We start from the raw sequence: 16,099 nt of genomic DNA on the forward strand, positions 1-16,099 counted from the left end.
CTTTATTCTTTGTTAGCATCATATGGTATTTGTGTAAAAAAGGTTCCTCTATTTTCTACAAAAGAGTATGTCACCATGCCGTGTTTATCTGTTCGAAAGATCGTGATATCTCTCTGCTGCAATCGTTCTATTACTTCACGATGAGGATGCTGATAACGATTCCTTTCTCCAGCAGAAATAACCACAATCTTTGGGTTAATTTGTTCTACTAACTGCTCTGTAGTCGATGTTTTACTACCGTGATGTCCTGCCTTCAAGACATCTACTTGAAGTTTCTGATAATTCTTCACTAACATTCTCTCTCCTTCTTCTTCTAAATCTCCCGTGAACAACCACCGATATTCTCCCAACACTGCATACAAAACAATAGAACGTTCATTTTCCTCTTTTTCAATGCCAGTTGGCGCTAATACATAAAACATGTAAGGCTCTTCTCCAAACGTATCGCCTTTTTGCACCGTAGTAACAGGAATACCTCTACTCTTTGCAAGCGCTATAACATCTTCTTCTAATTTAGGATGCTTCACCTTCATGCCAACAACTATCTCCTTTACTTTGATCCCTTTTATAACTTCATCAACGGCACCAATGTGATCCGTATCTCCATGCGTCAAAATTAATTTATCAATCTGTTTAATACCTCTTGATTTCAAATAAGGTAGCACCGTGTCACTACCAACATCATAAGACTTCCTTTTCTGTTGCCATCCTTCTTTCTCGAGTTCAATTGTTCCACCAGTATCAATAACATATACTTGTTGTTGCTTTGGCAACTCAATAACAATACAATCTCCTTGGCCAACATCTACAAATGTCACACGAAGCTCAGACTGAAGCGGAATGTATTGAACAAAGAGGAGAAGCGTCATCGCACAAAAGGAAAATTGCCGTAATGTACGTTTCTGCCGCTCCATTGAAATAAAGAACGCAATGACACTAACGTATAAAAGCATCATCCACCATAACGCTGGCTTTCCAAAAGTCAAGCGAGCAAACGGAAGCGACGAACATATTTCCAATATAGAATTGGAGACACGAATAAAAAATGCTAACAATAAAACAAATAAATCACCGAGTGGCGGGAGAAGAAAAGAAGTAAGAAGGGAGAAAACACATAACGGCAACAACATGAACGAGAAAAACGGCACAAAGAATAGATTTAGAATAATGCTATATGGAGAAAATTCATAAAAGTAATATAAGGTAATGGGAAGTGCTACACATTGAGAAACAATTGTCATACAAAGAAGGCTTTGAAGCGGAGAAAGTCCACGAGATAGAACAAAATGAGCAGACAAGATAAGTCCAGCACTCACCGTAAAAGATAATAAAAATCCAACATCCACTAGATAATACGGATTATAAAAAAGCATTACAATACAGGTACTAGCTAATAAATCAAGCGCAATCTCTTTCTTCTTTGCAACAATTGTTACTAACACAAGCATACCTGTTATTGATGCGCGCACAACAGACGGTGATGCCCCTGCCATAAACATATAAAGCGGTAAAATACAAAATAACAAAAAGGTTGCTGTCTCACGCGTTACTCCAACTCGTAGGAGAAGCCAGTAGCAAACAAGCATAATAAGCGTAATGTGCGAACCAGAAATAGCTAATAAATGGACAAGTCCTAACACTTCATACCATTCTTCTACATTCTCTTCCAACTCTTGTCGCTCTCCAAATATTAATGCTTGTACAAAACCAATTGTTTCAAGAGGAAAGTGTTCTCGCACATACTGTAAGTATTGCTGACGATATTTAGATAAAAAACTAGTAATGGAATTCTCTCCCGGTTGATAACTCAATGATGTCGCATGTAACATATAGTGAATACGTTGGTGATACAAATACTGCCTGTAATCAAATGCATGTTCATTTCTAACAACTGGTGGTTCCTTCAATTCACCAGAAACAAGAACACGTATTCCTTTATGCAAAAAGGTTAACCGCTCTTTCTCTTCCTCTGTTTTTATTTTATAGACAAGCCGCACTTTCTCATCCTGTATTCGATAATCAAAGTGAAGCCTATCTCCATTAACTACCGGATCAGACACAATCTCACCTTGAAACTGTGTCGAATCAGTGGAAAGAAATGATTTATTCTCCTCTTCTATATAGTGAACGTACAAACAAAAGCTAAAAAAGCTAATGAGGCAAAAAACAAAGATACGGCGCGGATGACGAAGAAAACTATATATGAAATAAAAAATAGATAGAACAATCATATAAATGGAGTATTGAACGAATGATGTCATAGTCCCAAGTACAGCAGCCAATGCAACGTAACATACATAACCCCTCAAGGAAACACCTACCTAACAAAAGTACTTTTATTCCCTTAATTCAGATTTCAAACCCTAGACAAGACATTTGAAGAGTAGACCGAGATGCCGATAGAGGAAATTTTAAAATGAAGGAAGTTTGAGGAAAAACACAGAAAACAGTAACTCCTATTTCATTCATAATTATTTAGAAATCACCGATAGCTACACATATACAATAAGCTTCTTTTGTTCACGAAGGAAATAATTTACCTATTTTGAAAACGCATGAAATGACTCATGCGTTTTCTTTTATATAATCCCAGTATTCAAATCTTTTCATTAATCAATGGACAAATGAAGAATTTCGATATCTTTTAAGAAATGTTTATTCCATTGATTAGGATACCCGTTAGCGAAAACAATTCGTTTTACACCTGCCTGTGCTAATGTTTTTGCACATTTTTCGCACGGTTCATGTGTGATATATGCGATTGCATCTTTTAAACTTTCTCTCTCCGCGTGCAACACGGCATTTTCTTCCGCATGCAGCGTACGAATACATCTACCATTTTGATCGATTAAACAACCAACATCTTCACAGTGGTCATGTCCATGAATAGAGCCATTATATCCTGTTGAAACAATATGCCTATTTTTCACGATGACACACCCCACATGTAATCGCGGACAAGTTGAACGTGATGCTACAACTTCTGCAATTTCTAAAAAATAATGATCCCAGCTCTTCCTCATCTTATCCATTTTCCTCCCTATATTTCTTCAATCGATAATATATTGTGTATGGTATGAGTAACATAAATTACACATACGTAATGGGTATTTGTGCTCCCATTCTCCCTCTAGTGTACAAACTCCCCCTCTTTCCCGTCAATCTCACCTTTCTCACATCATCATTATAGTTTAATTTTATCTTTCATCTTTTCTAACGTCTTTTCTCCAATTCCGCTAATTTCAAGTAAATCTTCAATTTTCTTAAAGGGGCCGTTTTCTTCACGATAGTTAATAATTGTTTCTGCTCTTGTTGGGCCAATACCAGGTATTTGTTGTAGTTCCTCACTTGTTGCTTTATTAATAGAAATTTTGCTATCCTTTGTTTCACCACCATTTTGTACAGTACTCTGTTCTTCACCTATCACCGGAACATAGACAACCATTTCGTCTTGCAGTGTTGCCGCCAAATTCACTCCATTTGAATCTGCATGATCTGCAAATCCACCAGCTGCTGCAATCGCATCCTTTATACGTGTACCTTGTCTAAGTTCATATACACCACTTTTCACAACTGCTCCTTTCACATCAACAAGGAATACTTTCTGGGCGTCATTCTCTTCTTCCTGTTGCTTAGATGGAAATCCTTCTTGTATTTCTTCGTGGGCTACTGCTGCCACGTTATCCTTTAATCCTTCTTGATTTGGATTACTATAATAATAAATACTGATACCGATGATTACAGTACCTAAAAGCACAATATACTTATACTTTAACCACATCTCATACATGCACGTTCACCTCTTATCTTGTTTCAATACTCATAATTACGAAAAAATAGTCATAACCTTTAGAAGAAGGATGTTTTGAAAGAGAGGGGACACATAATGAACGTAGGAATTATCGGTACGGGGAATATGGGAAAAATATTAATTGATGCATTCATGGAGTCCCGCGTGTTAATGCCCTCAGACCTATTTATTACAAATCGAACACTTGAAAAAGCATATGCTATTCAACGGCAGTATCCAGCTATTTCTGTAGAAGATCACATTTTCGAGGTCATCCAAAAAGCAGATCTTATCTTCCTATGTGTCAAACCATTAGAAATATACCCTATTTTAAAAGAACATACCGACTACTTTACAGAACAAAAATGTCTAGTTTCTATTACTAGTCCAATATCTGTAGAACAATTAGAAACTGTCGTGCACTGCCAAGTAGCACGTGTTATTCCGAGCATCACAAATCAGGCATTATCCGGGGTATCACTCCTTACTTTCGGAGAGAATTGTAATGAGGAGTGGCGAAGAACAATCGAAGAGTTATTCGGGAGCATCTCAACTCCAACGTTTATTGAAGAAAGCATTACACGCATCGCTTCTGATATTGTAAGTTGTGGTCCAGCATTTATGAGTTACTTACTGCAACGCTTTATTCAGGCTGCCACAACAAAGACTCCTATTACAGAAGAACACGCGACAAAATTAGCAACTGGTATGTTAGTTGGAATGGGAAAATTATTCGAAAAAGAATTATTTACATTACCTACTTTACAAGAGAAAGTATGTGTCAAAGGTGGAATTACTGGAGAAGGTATTAAAGTATTGGAACGGGAGCTTGAAGGCATATTCGAGCAACTTGTAACAGCTACTCACCTAAAATTCGAGGAAGACGTACATGAAGTACAAAAGCAATTTAATCAACATGAAGTTTAGAAGGAGAAGATTTCATCTCCTCCTCAGGTGAATGAACAGTAAAAATGGTAACATTATATCTCATTCGACAATTCTTTTATAATCCCTCCTATATTTCAAAAAATTTATCGATATTAATAAAAAAATCTCTAGCGCTTGTCCGCTAGAGATTTTCATTCTTATTTAGGAGCTTTAATCTCTTCTACTTGATTAATAGAATGATATTCCATTTCCGTAACCGTTGGAACTTTAATCCCTTGTTCTTCCATTTCTAAACTCATTACTGTTTTCTTAGGGAAGTACGTTTTACTATCTATCGTTACTACAGAAGTAGCTGTCGTAAATTTCCCTGATACACCTTGTTGTTTTGCCAATAATAATGTGAATTTATCTGAATTCATCTTAATTCGTACTACGTAATCATCGCCTTCTTGCTTCACTTCTGTCGAATCGATTGCATCCATAAATTCTGCATTATATGTCTTGTCTACCTTTGAAGCATTCATAAACTGACGTAAAGCGATTGAAAAATCCTCTTCTGCTGGAACAAGTTCCCACTGCGGCATGTCGGCTACTTTAATGTATGTTAAATTATTAATATATACACCATTAATTTCACCAACTTCTGGATCATACACTGTAATAGACGTCGCTTCGGTCGGCTTTAATTGTACCTTCATCTCATAACGTTCAACTTCTTCTGTACCCATTGTCGTTTTAACTTTTAGGCCAAAATTATTGATGGTAGCATATGACTCATTCATTTTTTGAATAATCTCTTTGCCATCTAGAGGTTTTTCTTCTTTAACTTCTTCCTTCTTTTCTTTTTCCTTTTCTCCTGTTGCTGTATCTTTGTTCGTACAAGCAGCTAAAAAGAAAACGCTACAAACCATTAGCAACGCAACAAGTTTCATCCATTTGTGCTGTTTACTCATTGTTCCCTCTCCTCTTCCCAATAAACTATTACCGACTGAGAATTATATCAAAAATCAGACTATTTTTCTACTTATATTTAGTTCTTTCTTCCTAGAATTGCATGATACGTTTCTTCTACAAATTTTTTCGTATAATTACTTGGCAATTCCATAATTTGTGTATACGTCTCGATAATCTCTTCTCTTGCTTTCTCTATACTACCAAGTTGCTCATAACAAAGAGCGCGGTATGCACCGGCACTTAACGTGAATTCTTTATCAAGCGGATGATACATACCTTGTACTAGATTAAATGTTAACATATCTAATGCTTCTTCATATTTTTGCTCCCTGTATAATAGCTTACCACTCAATTTCCTTGAAATAACTTCCTCTTTCTCTGCCATTTTCATATATTTGTCTAAATGAATACGTGCTAACTCATCGTTATTCTCCACTTCTATATAATACTCGATATACCCTACTTCTACATAAGCTTCTAATACTTTGCTTTCTGTAAATACAGCATATTCATAAGCTTTTCTGCTAAAGTAAAAGAAGTCTTCTTTATCTTTACTTATAATAGCACTCATTGCCAACGTTCGATAAATTTCACCAGCTCGATAATACACTGCTTTTTCTTTTGAATATGCAATTGCTGCTGTTAGCACTTCTTTCGCTTTTTTATTTTCACTTATCCCCAATAAAAAAATGGCCTCCATATGATAAAGATCCAATTTAAACATAATATCTACTTCTATCTCCCTACTTTTACAATACGTACGTACATCGCTAATTAAACGTATTCCAGCCTCACAATCTCCTCGTCTCAAGTGTACATGTCTCAAAACAAACTTTGCTTTTGCACTTTCATGATACATGTGATGTTGTTCATATAGTGCTACTGCTTTTTCTACCATATTCTCTACCTTCTCTATCTCTACCTCAACGCATGCTTTCGCAAATTGCTCTGCTAATTTGGCTCCTTGCACAGTTTGTGGAAATCCCTCGTTCATAAGTTCCAATAACTGCTCATACATTTCTTTATATTTTCCTTGCTGTAATAACTTTTGCATTTCATGGGCTAACTGGGCATAGTGCCCTTGATTACCTAGTAAGAAGTCCACATCATATCCAAGTTGCTCCGCAATATAATGCAAACTTTTCATCGAAGGCATTGCTTTCCCATTTTCAATTTGACTCAGCATGCTTTTTGTTAATTCCGTGCCAACTAATTGGGATTGCGTTAATCCCTTTTCTTTACGCAACGTCCGAATACGCTCGCCAATTCCTTTCATAATAGCTCATTCCTCTTTTTTTCTTTTCATTATACACAATTAACGAAATAATTTAAAAAGTTAAACAAGATTAAACTTTTATGTTGAAATATTCTGATTATTTTTATAGAATAAAACATAGTTAAATTAGATTAAACTTTTTTTGAATAGGAGGATATTTCATGGAATCAATTATTAAGCGAAATATGTTACTTCTGGTGATTGGTAAATTCACCTCCATACTAGGAGCTGGTGTATATACATTCGCAGCAAGTTTTTATGTACTACAAGTAACTGGATCTGGAATGAACTTTGCCATTACTCTTTTATGCGGATCGTTACCACGTATCGTCTTAGGTCCTTTCGCAGGAGTTATTGCCGATCGTTTCAGTCGGAGATTACTCGTCATTGGAATGGACGTCATGTGTGGTGCCATCATGTTAACTTCTTTCATCATTTCACTTACATTTGGACCTAACTTACTATTGATCTATATTACATCCGCATTGCTATCGATTTGTAGTACATTTTTTAGCGTCGCATTTAGTTCATCGATACCCGGATTAGTAGATGATACGCGTATTCAACGAATTACTTCATTAAATCAAGCTGCAGGAGCTTCTGCCAATATACTATCACCTATTATCGGCGGCATCATCTATGGATTCCTATCACTTTCCTCTTTTATGTTCGCAAATGGCATTACATTCTTACTATCAGCCTTACTCGAAGTGTTCATCGTTTTCAACTTATTCATAACTACAAAACAACAGGCAACCAAAAAAGAACCACTATTAGCTAGCTTAAAAGAAGGATATACGTATATGAAGAATCACAAAGGATTATTTTCTCTACTAAAGATTGCCTTTTGGATAAATTTTTTCTTCTCAGCAATAATGGTTTGTTTGCCATACTTCATTATTAAAGAACTATCTCTCACTTCTCAGCAATTCGGTATAATTGAAGCAATGTTTGCAGTTGGTACATTAAGTGTAGCAATCTTTTTGTCTATGCGTACTGAAATTCAAAATAAGTATGCTGTCATGCGTTATGGTTTACTCTTTTTAGCATGCTTACTGACAATAACCGTACTACCTTTATTACTACCACCAATTCCTTCTTTACTTATCCTTATCTTTTATATGCTTATTACATTTAGCATCGGTGGAACAACTAGTTTTATTAATACTCCTTTACTTGTATTATTACAACGGAGTACACCAGAAGAATATTTAGGCCGTGTATTCGGCTTTCTTGACACGATAGCTGGTGCAATTATGCCTTTAGGCTTTATTCTGTTCGGTTTTTTGCTAGACATAGTGCCTTCTTACTACATTCCAATCGGATGCGGTATAGCATTAGGAATTATTGTGTTGCGCTACGTGACAAAGCCCATCTTTACACTATTAGAGCAACCTTCTTCTACACACATAAGCGAACAAGTAACATCCTAATTAAGAACAAACTTGAGAGGACTCCATAAATGTAATCATTTTTTTACCTTTTTCAAGATAAATATGTGATAAAATGGTTTTAAACTATTTACTTAGGAGGTTTCTATGTTAAAATCATCGAATCCGTTGTTTAAAAACGGTGCATTAAAGAAGGAAACTACTTCTGAACAAGCGATGTCATACGGTAGTACAATTGGAAAGTTAGCAATCATGCTTGTACTATTACTTGCAACAAGCATTTTCTCTTACCAACAATTTATAACAGGAAAAATGACAATGCCCGTAATAATTGGGGCTGCTGTTATCGGCTTTGTCTTGGTACTAATTTCTATGTTTGTTCCAAGAGTCGCACCATTTACAGCTCCAATTTATGCAGCTGTAGAAGGTATATTCCTAGGTTCTATCTCAGCAATGTACGCTTCTTTATATGATGGCATCATTTTACAAGCTGTCTTAATTACAATTAGTATCTTATTCGGAATGTTACTACTATATGGCTTCCGAATCATTCAAGCAACACCAGCGTTAACAAAGTTCTTAATGACAGCAGTAATTGGTATTGTCGTTACATACTTATTAGTGTTCATCTTGAACTTTGGATTCGGAATGAATCTTACATTCCTACATGATAGTAGCCCACTTAGCATTGGAATTAGCATCGCGGTTATTATTATCGCTTCTTTATGCTTCATTATGGACTTCGCTCAAATTGAAGAAGGTGTTCGCTTCGGAGCTCCTAAATACATGGAGTGGGTAGGCGCAATGGGCTTACTTATTACATTAGTATGGTTATACCTAGAGGTTCTTCAATTATTGTACAAATTAAAGGGAGACGATTAATCTCCTCTTATATCGCGCAAAAAGAGTACAGAGATTATTTCTGTACTCTTTTTTTATTACAAAGAAACACGTACATAAATACATATATATTTTCGTACACTATAATTAATTATGATTTTTCTAAATACCTAGTTTACTCATAGGTTTTATTATGTTATAGTTTGTATAACATTTTATAAACGACCAAGGGGGATACATCTATGAATCTTTTTCTAATCATAGTTAACATCGTAGCGATGCTTGTTCTGATGGGCATCTTATACTACATGCAGAAGAAACATGTTTCGTTCTCAAAGCGTGTATTCACAGCATTAGGGTTAGGTGTTTTATTCGGTGCCATCTTACAATTTTTCCATGCACCTAGCTCTGATATCATCAAAACATCAAATGACTGGTTCAGCTTAATTGGCTCAGGTTATGTGAAATTACTACAAATGGTTGTAATGCCACTAATCCTTGTATCAATTATCTCAGCATTTACAAAATTAAAGTTCTCGAACAATTTAGGTAAGATCAGCGGTCTTATTATCGGTATTTTAATTGCAACAACAGCTATCTCAGCTGGTATCGCTATCGCAACAAGTATCGGATTTGATTTAAAAGCAGTAGATATTCAAGCTGGCGAGGTAGAAACAGCTCGAGGTGAAGCTCTTGAAACTCGATTAAAAGATGTAGAAAGCAAGACATTACCGCAACAAGTATTAGAAGTAATACCAACAAATCCATTCCTAGATTTAACTGGTCAACGCCCAACATCAACAATTGCAGTTGTAATCTTCGCAGCCTTCATTGGTGTTGCCTTACTAGGAATCAAGCGCAAGAATCCAGAGCAAGCGGAGTTCTTTATTAAAATGGTCGATGCCTTCTATGCAATTGTAATGCGTATCGTCACATTAGTATTACGCTTAACGCCGTATGGTGTATTAGCATTAATGACAAAGATGGTTTCAAGCAGTAACATTGATTCCATTCTCAAGTTAGGTAACTTTGTATTAGCATCGTATGTTGCCTTAATTGCTGTATTTATCGTACACTTATTAATTATTGCATTAGTTGGATTAAATCCAATTACATTCGTGAAGAAAGCTTTACCAACGTTAACATTTGCCTTTACATCACGTACAAGCGCAGGTTCTATTCCATTAAACATCGATGCCCAAACGAAGAGACTTGGTGTATCAGAAGGAATTGCAAACTTCTCTGCATCATTTGGTGCTTCAATTGGTCAAAATGGTTGTGCAGGTGTATATCCAGCAATGTTAGCAGTAATGATTGCACCAACAGTTGGTATTGATCCACTGTCAGTAGAATTTATCTTTACATTAATTGCAGTTGTTGCAGTTAGCTCATTTGGTGTCGCTGGTGTTGGTGGCGGTGCAACATTTGCTGCACTTATCGTCTTATCAACAATGAACTTACCAGTTGCATTAGCAGGTCTACTTATTACAGTTGAGCCATTAATCGATATGGGTCGTACAGCAGTAAACGTAAGTGGTTCTATGACAGCTGGTGTTGTATCAAGTAAGGTATTAGGTGAGTTAGACACTGAAACATACAACGACAAAAATACAGAAGCAGTTTCTATTTAACAAAAAAAGAACGTTACTCATTAGCGAGTAACGTTCTTTTTTTGTTAAGCTCCTGAAAAGCTTTCATTGTATAAGATTACCTTCCCATATTTCTTTTCATTCTCCATATATTCATATGCCTTATTTGCATCACCAAACGAGAAGGATAGTGGATCAAGCAGTGGCTTCATTCCAGTATTATCTATTACTTCTGCTAACAACTGCAAAATACGCTGTTGCTCCTCTTTTCCTTCATGATGTAATAGTGGAATAATTGAAAAGACGACGTGTAGTGTCAATCCTTTTGCATGCATCATGCTTAAATCGTGTGTTGAACGTGTCGCTATAGACATAACTGTACCATTCACTTTTGCTGCTTGTAATGAATCATCCAGCGTTTGAGTCCCGACTGTATCTAATACAACATCAAATCCTTTTCCATCAGTATACTCCTCAACGTATTCGTCTACATGCTTTTCTCTATAAGAAAAAACATGATCTGCCCCTAATTCATAACCTATCTTTACTTTTTCTTCCGAAGAGGCTGTTGCATATACGATTGCCCCTTTATATTTAGCCAATTGGATAGCAATATGACCTACTCCACCCGTTGCACCGTGAATAAGGACCTTTTGCCCTTGTTGAATGTTAGCACGCTCAATTAGTGCTTTCCATGCTGTAATTGCAACGACAGGAAGGGCAGATGCCTCTTGGAAAGATAATGTCTTTGGCTTATGAGCAATAAGCGTTGCTTCCGCTACCATATAATCCGCTAGTGCTCCTTGTCTTCCCTTCACACCACCAGCATATCCATACACTTCATCTCCAATTGAAAAGCCTGTCACCCCTTCTCCTATGTCCACTACAACACCAGCTACATCACCATGTAAAATTGCAGGTATAGACGGACCAATTGGCACAGCACCGCTACGAATTTTTCCGTCAATAGGATTTATACTTGTTGCTGCTACACGAATTAATACATAACCTGGTAATACAACAGGCTTCTCTATTTCTATTTGCTCAAAATGCGCTCTCTTAGAAAATTCATTCAGTACGTACGCTCTCATCTCGTCCCATCCCCTTTATGTTAACTGTCATCTCATACTATTTCCATCTACCTATATGACTTATTGATACTCCAAACAGTTATCCATTTTCCGACTCCACACAGAAAAAGATTATTATGTAAAGAATTATATTGAACAGAAAGTACCTGGTTGAATATCAACCTCAAAACTCTTATCCATAAGTTATAAGAAATGACTATTCATATAAAACAGACTACTATTTTCCAGTTAATTTTGTTTCGTTCATCACTATCAACAATTCATACTTAAAAATGACTTCCGCTTTCTAGATACATATACGTTAATTGTAAATGATGACTTTTTCATTGTCTAAAATATCGATTTAAAAAAGCATGAAGATAAGTCACTTCCAATTAGGAAAGAAACTTTCTTCATGCTTTCGCTACTTTTAATTATTATCTAAACCACATTATGATCGTAACACGTACATTGCAAGAGCTTTCTGTACATCTGCAATGCTACTATCTTTCTTGAATGTCTTTGTAATTGGCGTAGAAGATCCAGATACCCAAATCTTTAACTCTGCATCTAAATCGAATGTTCCCATAGTCTCCGTACTAAAATGAACGATACTCTTGTACGGAATCGTATGGTACTCAACCTTCTTCCCAGTAATTCCTTGTTTATCAACTAGAATTAAACGCTTGTCTGTGAATACAAGCATATCGCGGATGACACGGTACGCCATATCGACTTCTTCTTTTGGTAACAAAATGTCACGTAACTCTTTCGCTACTTCACTCTTCTCGACTTGCGAAGCATTTCCTAATAACCCGTCTAAAATACCCACTCGAATCCCCCCTGATTAGTAACTTTCTTCTCTTCTATCATACTATACAACCAATTAATACTATGAAAAAAAGTAGTCGACATCCTTATCAACTACTTTTTCTTACACTATTTATTTTTTCGTGCTGCGAAGAAAATACGGTCAGATGTTTCTTCCACATCTTCATCTCCATACTCAGCACGCACACTTACAACCTCAAATCCAGCCTCTTCAAGCCACTGTATATATTGCGCTGGCTCAAATGTACGCTGAACATGAAACTCATCAAAACGATGATAATAATCGTTTTGCTCATCTTTTGTAAAGAATGTTAGTTCATGTTCTACACTGTGCTCATATTCCCCTTCGAAACAATTCCAAATGAGCGAAATCTCTTCTTCGTTCACCGTAAATGTCTCGTTAGCGAATATATCATGTATTTTATAAAGAGAATGAACATCAAATAGGAAATACCCATCTTGCTTCACATGCTCGTATACAGAAGCAAATGTACGCTTTATATCCTCTTCATCTAACACATAATTCAATGAGTCACAGAAGATTGTTACAACATCAAATGTAGCACCGATGTCTAATTGCGACATATCTTGGGCGTATAGCGGGACTTTGTCTCCCACTTTCCCTGCTGCTACGGCTAACATTTCCTCTGATAAGTCAACACCAGTGACATTGTAACCATGCTGCATGAAAAGTTGTGTAATTGTACCCGTTCCACACGCAACATCTAATACAGATGCACCTTTTGCTGGCACATATTGCTTCACATAGGACATCCACTTCTCATAAGGAACATCACTCATTAGCTCATCATACAAGTGTGCAAAACGTCCATAAGCCATTAGTCTAACTCGCTATAAACATCCTCTTGAGGTGCATCTCCCCAAAGGCGCTCTAAGTTGTAGTAGCTACGCTCTTCACGGTGGAAGATATGAACAACAACATCACCGATATCTACTAATACCCAACGAGCTTCGTCGAATCCTTCTAGACGCTTTACTTCTAACCCTACTTCTTGTGCTTTTTCTTTAACTTCGCGTGCAATTGCTTGTACTTGCTTCTCTGATCCACCTTCACAAATCATGAAGTAATCAGCAATTAAAGAAAGTCCTTGCATATTTAATACAACGATATCCTCTGCTCTCTTATCATCTGCTGCTTTTGCTGCTACTAGCATTATTTCACGTACGTTCATTTCATGTCCTCCACTTTCTGTTGTATAAACCTATTATATGTTTGAAATGTTAATGGATAAATGGCTTGATTTCTTTCTAATAAAAAGGAAATGGTATGCTTCAGTGCATACACCATCGCCTTATCTAAGCTTTCTTCCGCTAACGCTCTTGCTTCTTCTACTCCAGGGAAATTACGGCCTGGCTCAATATAGTCTGCTACGTAAATAACTTTGTCTAACATCGTCATCTCTTCATGCCCACTCGTATGATATTTAATTGCTTGAAGAATAGAAGAATCTGTAATCCCCACTTCTTTCTCTACTAAATAAGCACCGACCGGAGCATGCCATAGCTCTTTGTTATAGTGAAACAAATCACGTTCCATGTTCTGCTCCACCATAATTCTCTCCATTTCATCTACCGGCATACATTTTGCATAATCATGAAAAACAGCTGCTAATTCTGCTTTTTTCTCATCTACACCGTACTTTTTGGCTAAATGAATGGCTGTCTCCATCACACCAATCGTATGCGTATAACGCTTTTGATGCAACTTCGCCTCTACTAACTTTAACGCTTCTTCTTTATTCATACAAACCATTCTCCTCTATATAGTGTTGTATGTTTGTCGGTACTAAGTAACGAATACTTTTCCGATTCTTTATACGATCACGGATAAGGGAGGAAGATACGGAAAATTCAGGAATCTCCAATGTTATAATTGAGTAAGGCGACTTTACTGTATAACCTGGGCGTGTTACCCCAACAAATTGAACGAATTGAAGTAATTCATCCACTCTGTACCACTTAGGTAAATATTCTACCATATCTCCACCAATGATAAAGTAAAAGGTATGATGCGGATATTTCTCCCGCAACATCTTCATCGTATCATACGTATACGACACGCCTTCTCTCTCTAATTCATCTATTGCAAGAGCAAAGTCCTTATTACTTGCAATCGCCAACTCAATCATACGCAATCGATTTTCCGTCGATGTAAGCTTCTTCTCTTTCTTATGAGGAGGAACTTTATTTGGCATATACCAAATCTCATCTAAAGATAAAGCTTCCTTTACTTCATTTCCAATGAGTAAATGACCACAGTGAATTGGATCAAATGTACCACCAACTATCCCTATCTTGCCCATTCGTCACTTCCCCCTTAACGAGGTAAATTAATTTGTTTGTGTTCACGAGACTCCTTGTACAAAACAATTGTATGTCCAATTACTTGCACTAACTCTGCTCCTGTACCACGTGCTAAACTATTTGCTACATCATAACGATCTTCTTCACAGTTTTGAAGGATACTTACTTTCATTAGTTCGCGTCGCTCTAATGTATCTTCAATTTGTGTTAGCATATTATCATTTACGCCACCTTTACCTACTTGAAAAATTGGTGATAAATGATGTGCTTTTGCGCGTAAGAAGCGCTTTTGTTTTCCTGTTAACATGTATTCTTTCCTCCAAGTTGTTCTTCCACAATTTTTTTCATGCGTTCTATATTCGGCATAACGCCTGTCCATTTTTCAAAAGCTAATGCACCTTGATAAACGAACATCCCAACACCATTTTGGATAACTGCCCCTTTATCATGTGCTACCTTTAATAACTTCGTCTCTAATGGATTATATATAATATCACTTACGATGCTATCTCGTCTTAATCCATCTAACGAGATAGGTATATCATCAGTATAAGGATGCATTCCAACCGTTGTCGTATTAATTATAATATCATATTTGTCAATTTGTTGCTCTGCTTCTACAATCGTTAAGGCATGTGATAATTGTTGCTCTGCACAATCCGTAATCAAATCTGCTGCTCGTTGCACAGTTCGGTTCGCAATATCTATATGCTTAACACCGAGGGAAGCAAGTGTAAAGAAAATGGCACGACACGCACCACCCGCCCCGACGATGAGTATACGTTTCTTCTTCAAATCCCCACTTATTTCTTGCAAGGCACGGACATACCCAATACCATCCGTATTATAGCCAATTAACTTTCCATCCAGATGAACGATCGTATTAACAGCACCTATTGATTTGGCAATACTATCCACTTCATCAAGATAATCCATCACGTGTACTTTATGTGGGGTTGTAACGTTAAATCCACCTATTTGTAGTGCTTTCATCCCTTTAATAGCATCTTCTAAATCACGTGGATGCACTTGAAACGCCGTATAATATCCATCGATTTCATGGTGAGAAAATGCGTTATTATGCATGACAGGTGACATAGAATGACCAATTGGATACCCGATGACTCCATAGATTTTCTTCATCC

At 36.7% G+C, this 16,099-nt stretch carries 17 protein-coding genes; 4 read left to right on the plus strand and 13 right to left on the minus strand.

Annotation, left to right across the window (positions count from 1 at the left end):
- Positions 1-2 precede the first annotated feature (2 nt).
- The 3 genes from IEV41_RS12715 to IEV41_RS12725 form a co-directional block, all read right to left on the minus strand.
- Positions 3-2,309: a DNA internalization-related competence protein ComEC/Rec2 gene (locus IEV41_RS12715; protein ID WP_188388888.1), complete on the minus strand. Its 2,307-nt coding sequence runs from the start codon at positions 2,307-2,309 to the stop codon at positions 3-5.
- 300 nt (positions 2,310-2,609) lie between these two features.
- A complete protein-coding gene (locus IEV41_RS12720; RefSeq protein ID WP_188388889.1) occupies positions 2,610-3,023 on the minus strand; it encodes a deoxycytidylate deaminase in 414 nt (137 codons plus the stop codon).
- A 161-nt stretch (positions 3,024-3,184) separates the two neighbouring features.
- Entirely contained in the window at positions 3,185-3,790 is a 606-nt protein-coding gene (locus IEV41_RS12725; protein ID WP_188388890.1) for a helix-hairpin-helix domain-containing protein, read from the minus strand.
- A gap of 96 nt (positions 3,791-3,886) precedes the next feature.
- On the opposite strand from IEV41_RS12725, the gene comER reads away from it, so the two are divergent.
- A complete protein-coding gene (gene comER, locus IEV41_RS12730; RefSeq protein WP_188388891.1) occupies positions 3,887-4,717 on the plus strand; it encodes a late competence protein ComER in 831 nt (276 codons plus the stop codon).
- Between the two features lie 158 nt (positions 4,718-4,875).
- Here the strand turns inward: comER and IEV41_RS12735 are convergent, their stop codons facing one another.
- Complete coding sequence (locus IEV41_RS12735) at positions 4,876-5,631, minus strand: DUF6612 family protein (RefSeq protein ID WP_188388892.1); 756 nt, start codon at positions 5,629-5,631, stop codon at positions 4,876-4,878.
- Positions 5,632-5,708: 77 nt separating this feature from the next.
- On the minus strand, positions 5,709-6,908 hold the full coding sequence (locus tag IEV41_RS12740; protein ID WP_188388893.1) for a helix-turn-helix domain-containing protein: 1,200 nt from the start codon (positions 6,906-6,908) through the stop codon (positions 5,709-5,711).
- A 161-nt stretch (positions 6,909-7,069) separates the two neighbouring features.
- Between IEV41_RS12740 and IEV41_RS12745 the strand changes: the two genes are divergently transcribed.
- From IEV41_RS12745 to IEV41_RS12755, 3 genes are all read left to right on the plus strand, one after another.
- Positions 7,070-8,341, plus strand: coding sequence for an MFS transporter (locus IEV41_RS12745; protein WP_188388894.1), 1,272 nt, complete (start codon positions 7,070-7,072; stop codon positions 8,339-8,341).
- A 105-nt stretch (positions 8,342-8,446) separates the two neighbouring features.
- A complete protein-coding gene (locus IEV41_RS12750) occupies positions 8,447-9,181 on the plus strand; it encodes a Bax inhibitor-1/YccA family protein (protein ID WP_188388895.1) in 735 nt (244 codons plus the stop codon).
- 200 nt (positions 9,182-9,381) lie between these two features.
- Positions 9,382-10,770: an L-cystine transporter gene (locus tag IEV41_RS12755; protein WP_188388896.1), complete on the plus strand. Its 1,389-nt coding sequence runs from the start codon at positions 9,382-9,384 to the stop codon at positions 10,768-10,770.
- Between the two features lie 44 nt (positions 10,771-10,814).
- Here the strand turns inward: IEV41_RS12755 and IEV41_RS12760 are convergent, their stop codons facing one another.
- From IEV41_RS12760 to aroE, 8 genes are all read right to left on the minus strand, one after another.
- On the minus strand, positions 10,815-11,819 hold the full coding sequence (locus tag IEV41_RS12760) for a zinc-dependent alcohol dehydrogenase family protein (RefSeq protein ID WP_188388897.1): 1,005 nt from the start codon (positions 11,817-11,819) through the stop codon (positions 10,815-10,817).
- A gap of 430 nt (positions 11,820-12,249) precedes the next feature.
- Positions 12,250-12,630 carry a PH domain-containing protein gene (locus IEV41_RS12765; RefSeq protein WP_188388898.1) on the minus strand — a complete coding sequence of 127 codons (381 nt, stop codon included), beginning with the start codon at positions 12,628-12,630 and terminating at the stop codon, positions 12,250-12,252.
- A gap of 107 nt (positions 12,631-12,737) precedes the next feature.
- On the minus strand, positions 12,738-13,469 hold the full coding sequence (locus tag IEV41_RS12770) for a class I SAM-dependent DNA methyltransferase (RefSeq protein WP_188388899.1): 732 nt from the start codon (positions 13,467-13,469) through the stop codon (positions 12,738-12,740).
- Positions 13,469-13,822: a ribosome silencing factor gene (rsfS, locus tag IEV41_RS12775; protein WP_188388900.1), complete on the minus strand. Its 354-nt coding sequence runs from the start codon at positions 13,820-13,822 to the stop codon at positions 13,469-13,471. Before rsfS ends, IEV41_RS12770 begins: the two co-directional genes overlap by 1 nt.
- A complete protein-coding gene (gene yqeK / locus IEV41_RS12780; protein ID WP_188388901.1) occupies positions 13,819-14,394 on the minus strand; it encodes a bis(5'-nucleosyl)-tetraphosphatase (symmetrical) YqeK in 576 nt (191 codons plus the stop codon). Before yqeK ends, rsfS begins: the two co-directional genes overlap by 4 nt.
- Positions 14,387-14,953, minus strand: coding sequence for a nicotinate-nucleotide adenylyltransferase (locus IEV41_RS12785; protein ID WP_188388902.1), 567 nt, complete (start codon positions 14,951-14,953; stop codon positions 14,387-14,389). Before IEV41_RS12785 ends, yqeK begins: the two co-directional genes overlap by 8 nt.
- A gap of 14 nt (positions 14,954-14,967) precedes the next feature.
- Positions 14,968-15,261: a ribosome assembly RNA-binding protein YhbY gene (gene yhbY, locus IEV41_RS12790; protein WP_188388903.1), complete on the minus strand. Its 294-nt coding sequence runs from the start codon at positions 15,259-15,261 to the stop codon at positions 14,968-14,970.
- Complete coding sequence (gene aroE / locus IEV41_RS12795) at positions 15,255-16,097, minus strand: shikimate dehydrogenase (RefSeq protein WP_188388904.1); 843 nt, start codon at positions 16,095-16,097, stop codon at positions 15,255-15,257. Before aroE ends, yhbY begins: the two co-directional genes overlap by 7 nt.
- Positions 16,098-16,099: the final 2 nt, after the last annotated feature.

Origin of the sequence: Priestia taiwanensis (assembly GCF_014638355.1) — a bacterium.
GTDB classification, from domain to species: Bacteria; Bacillota; Bacilli; order Bacillales; family Bacillaceae_G; genus Priestia_D; species Priestia_D taiwanensis.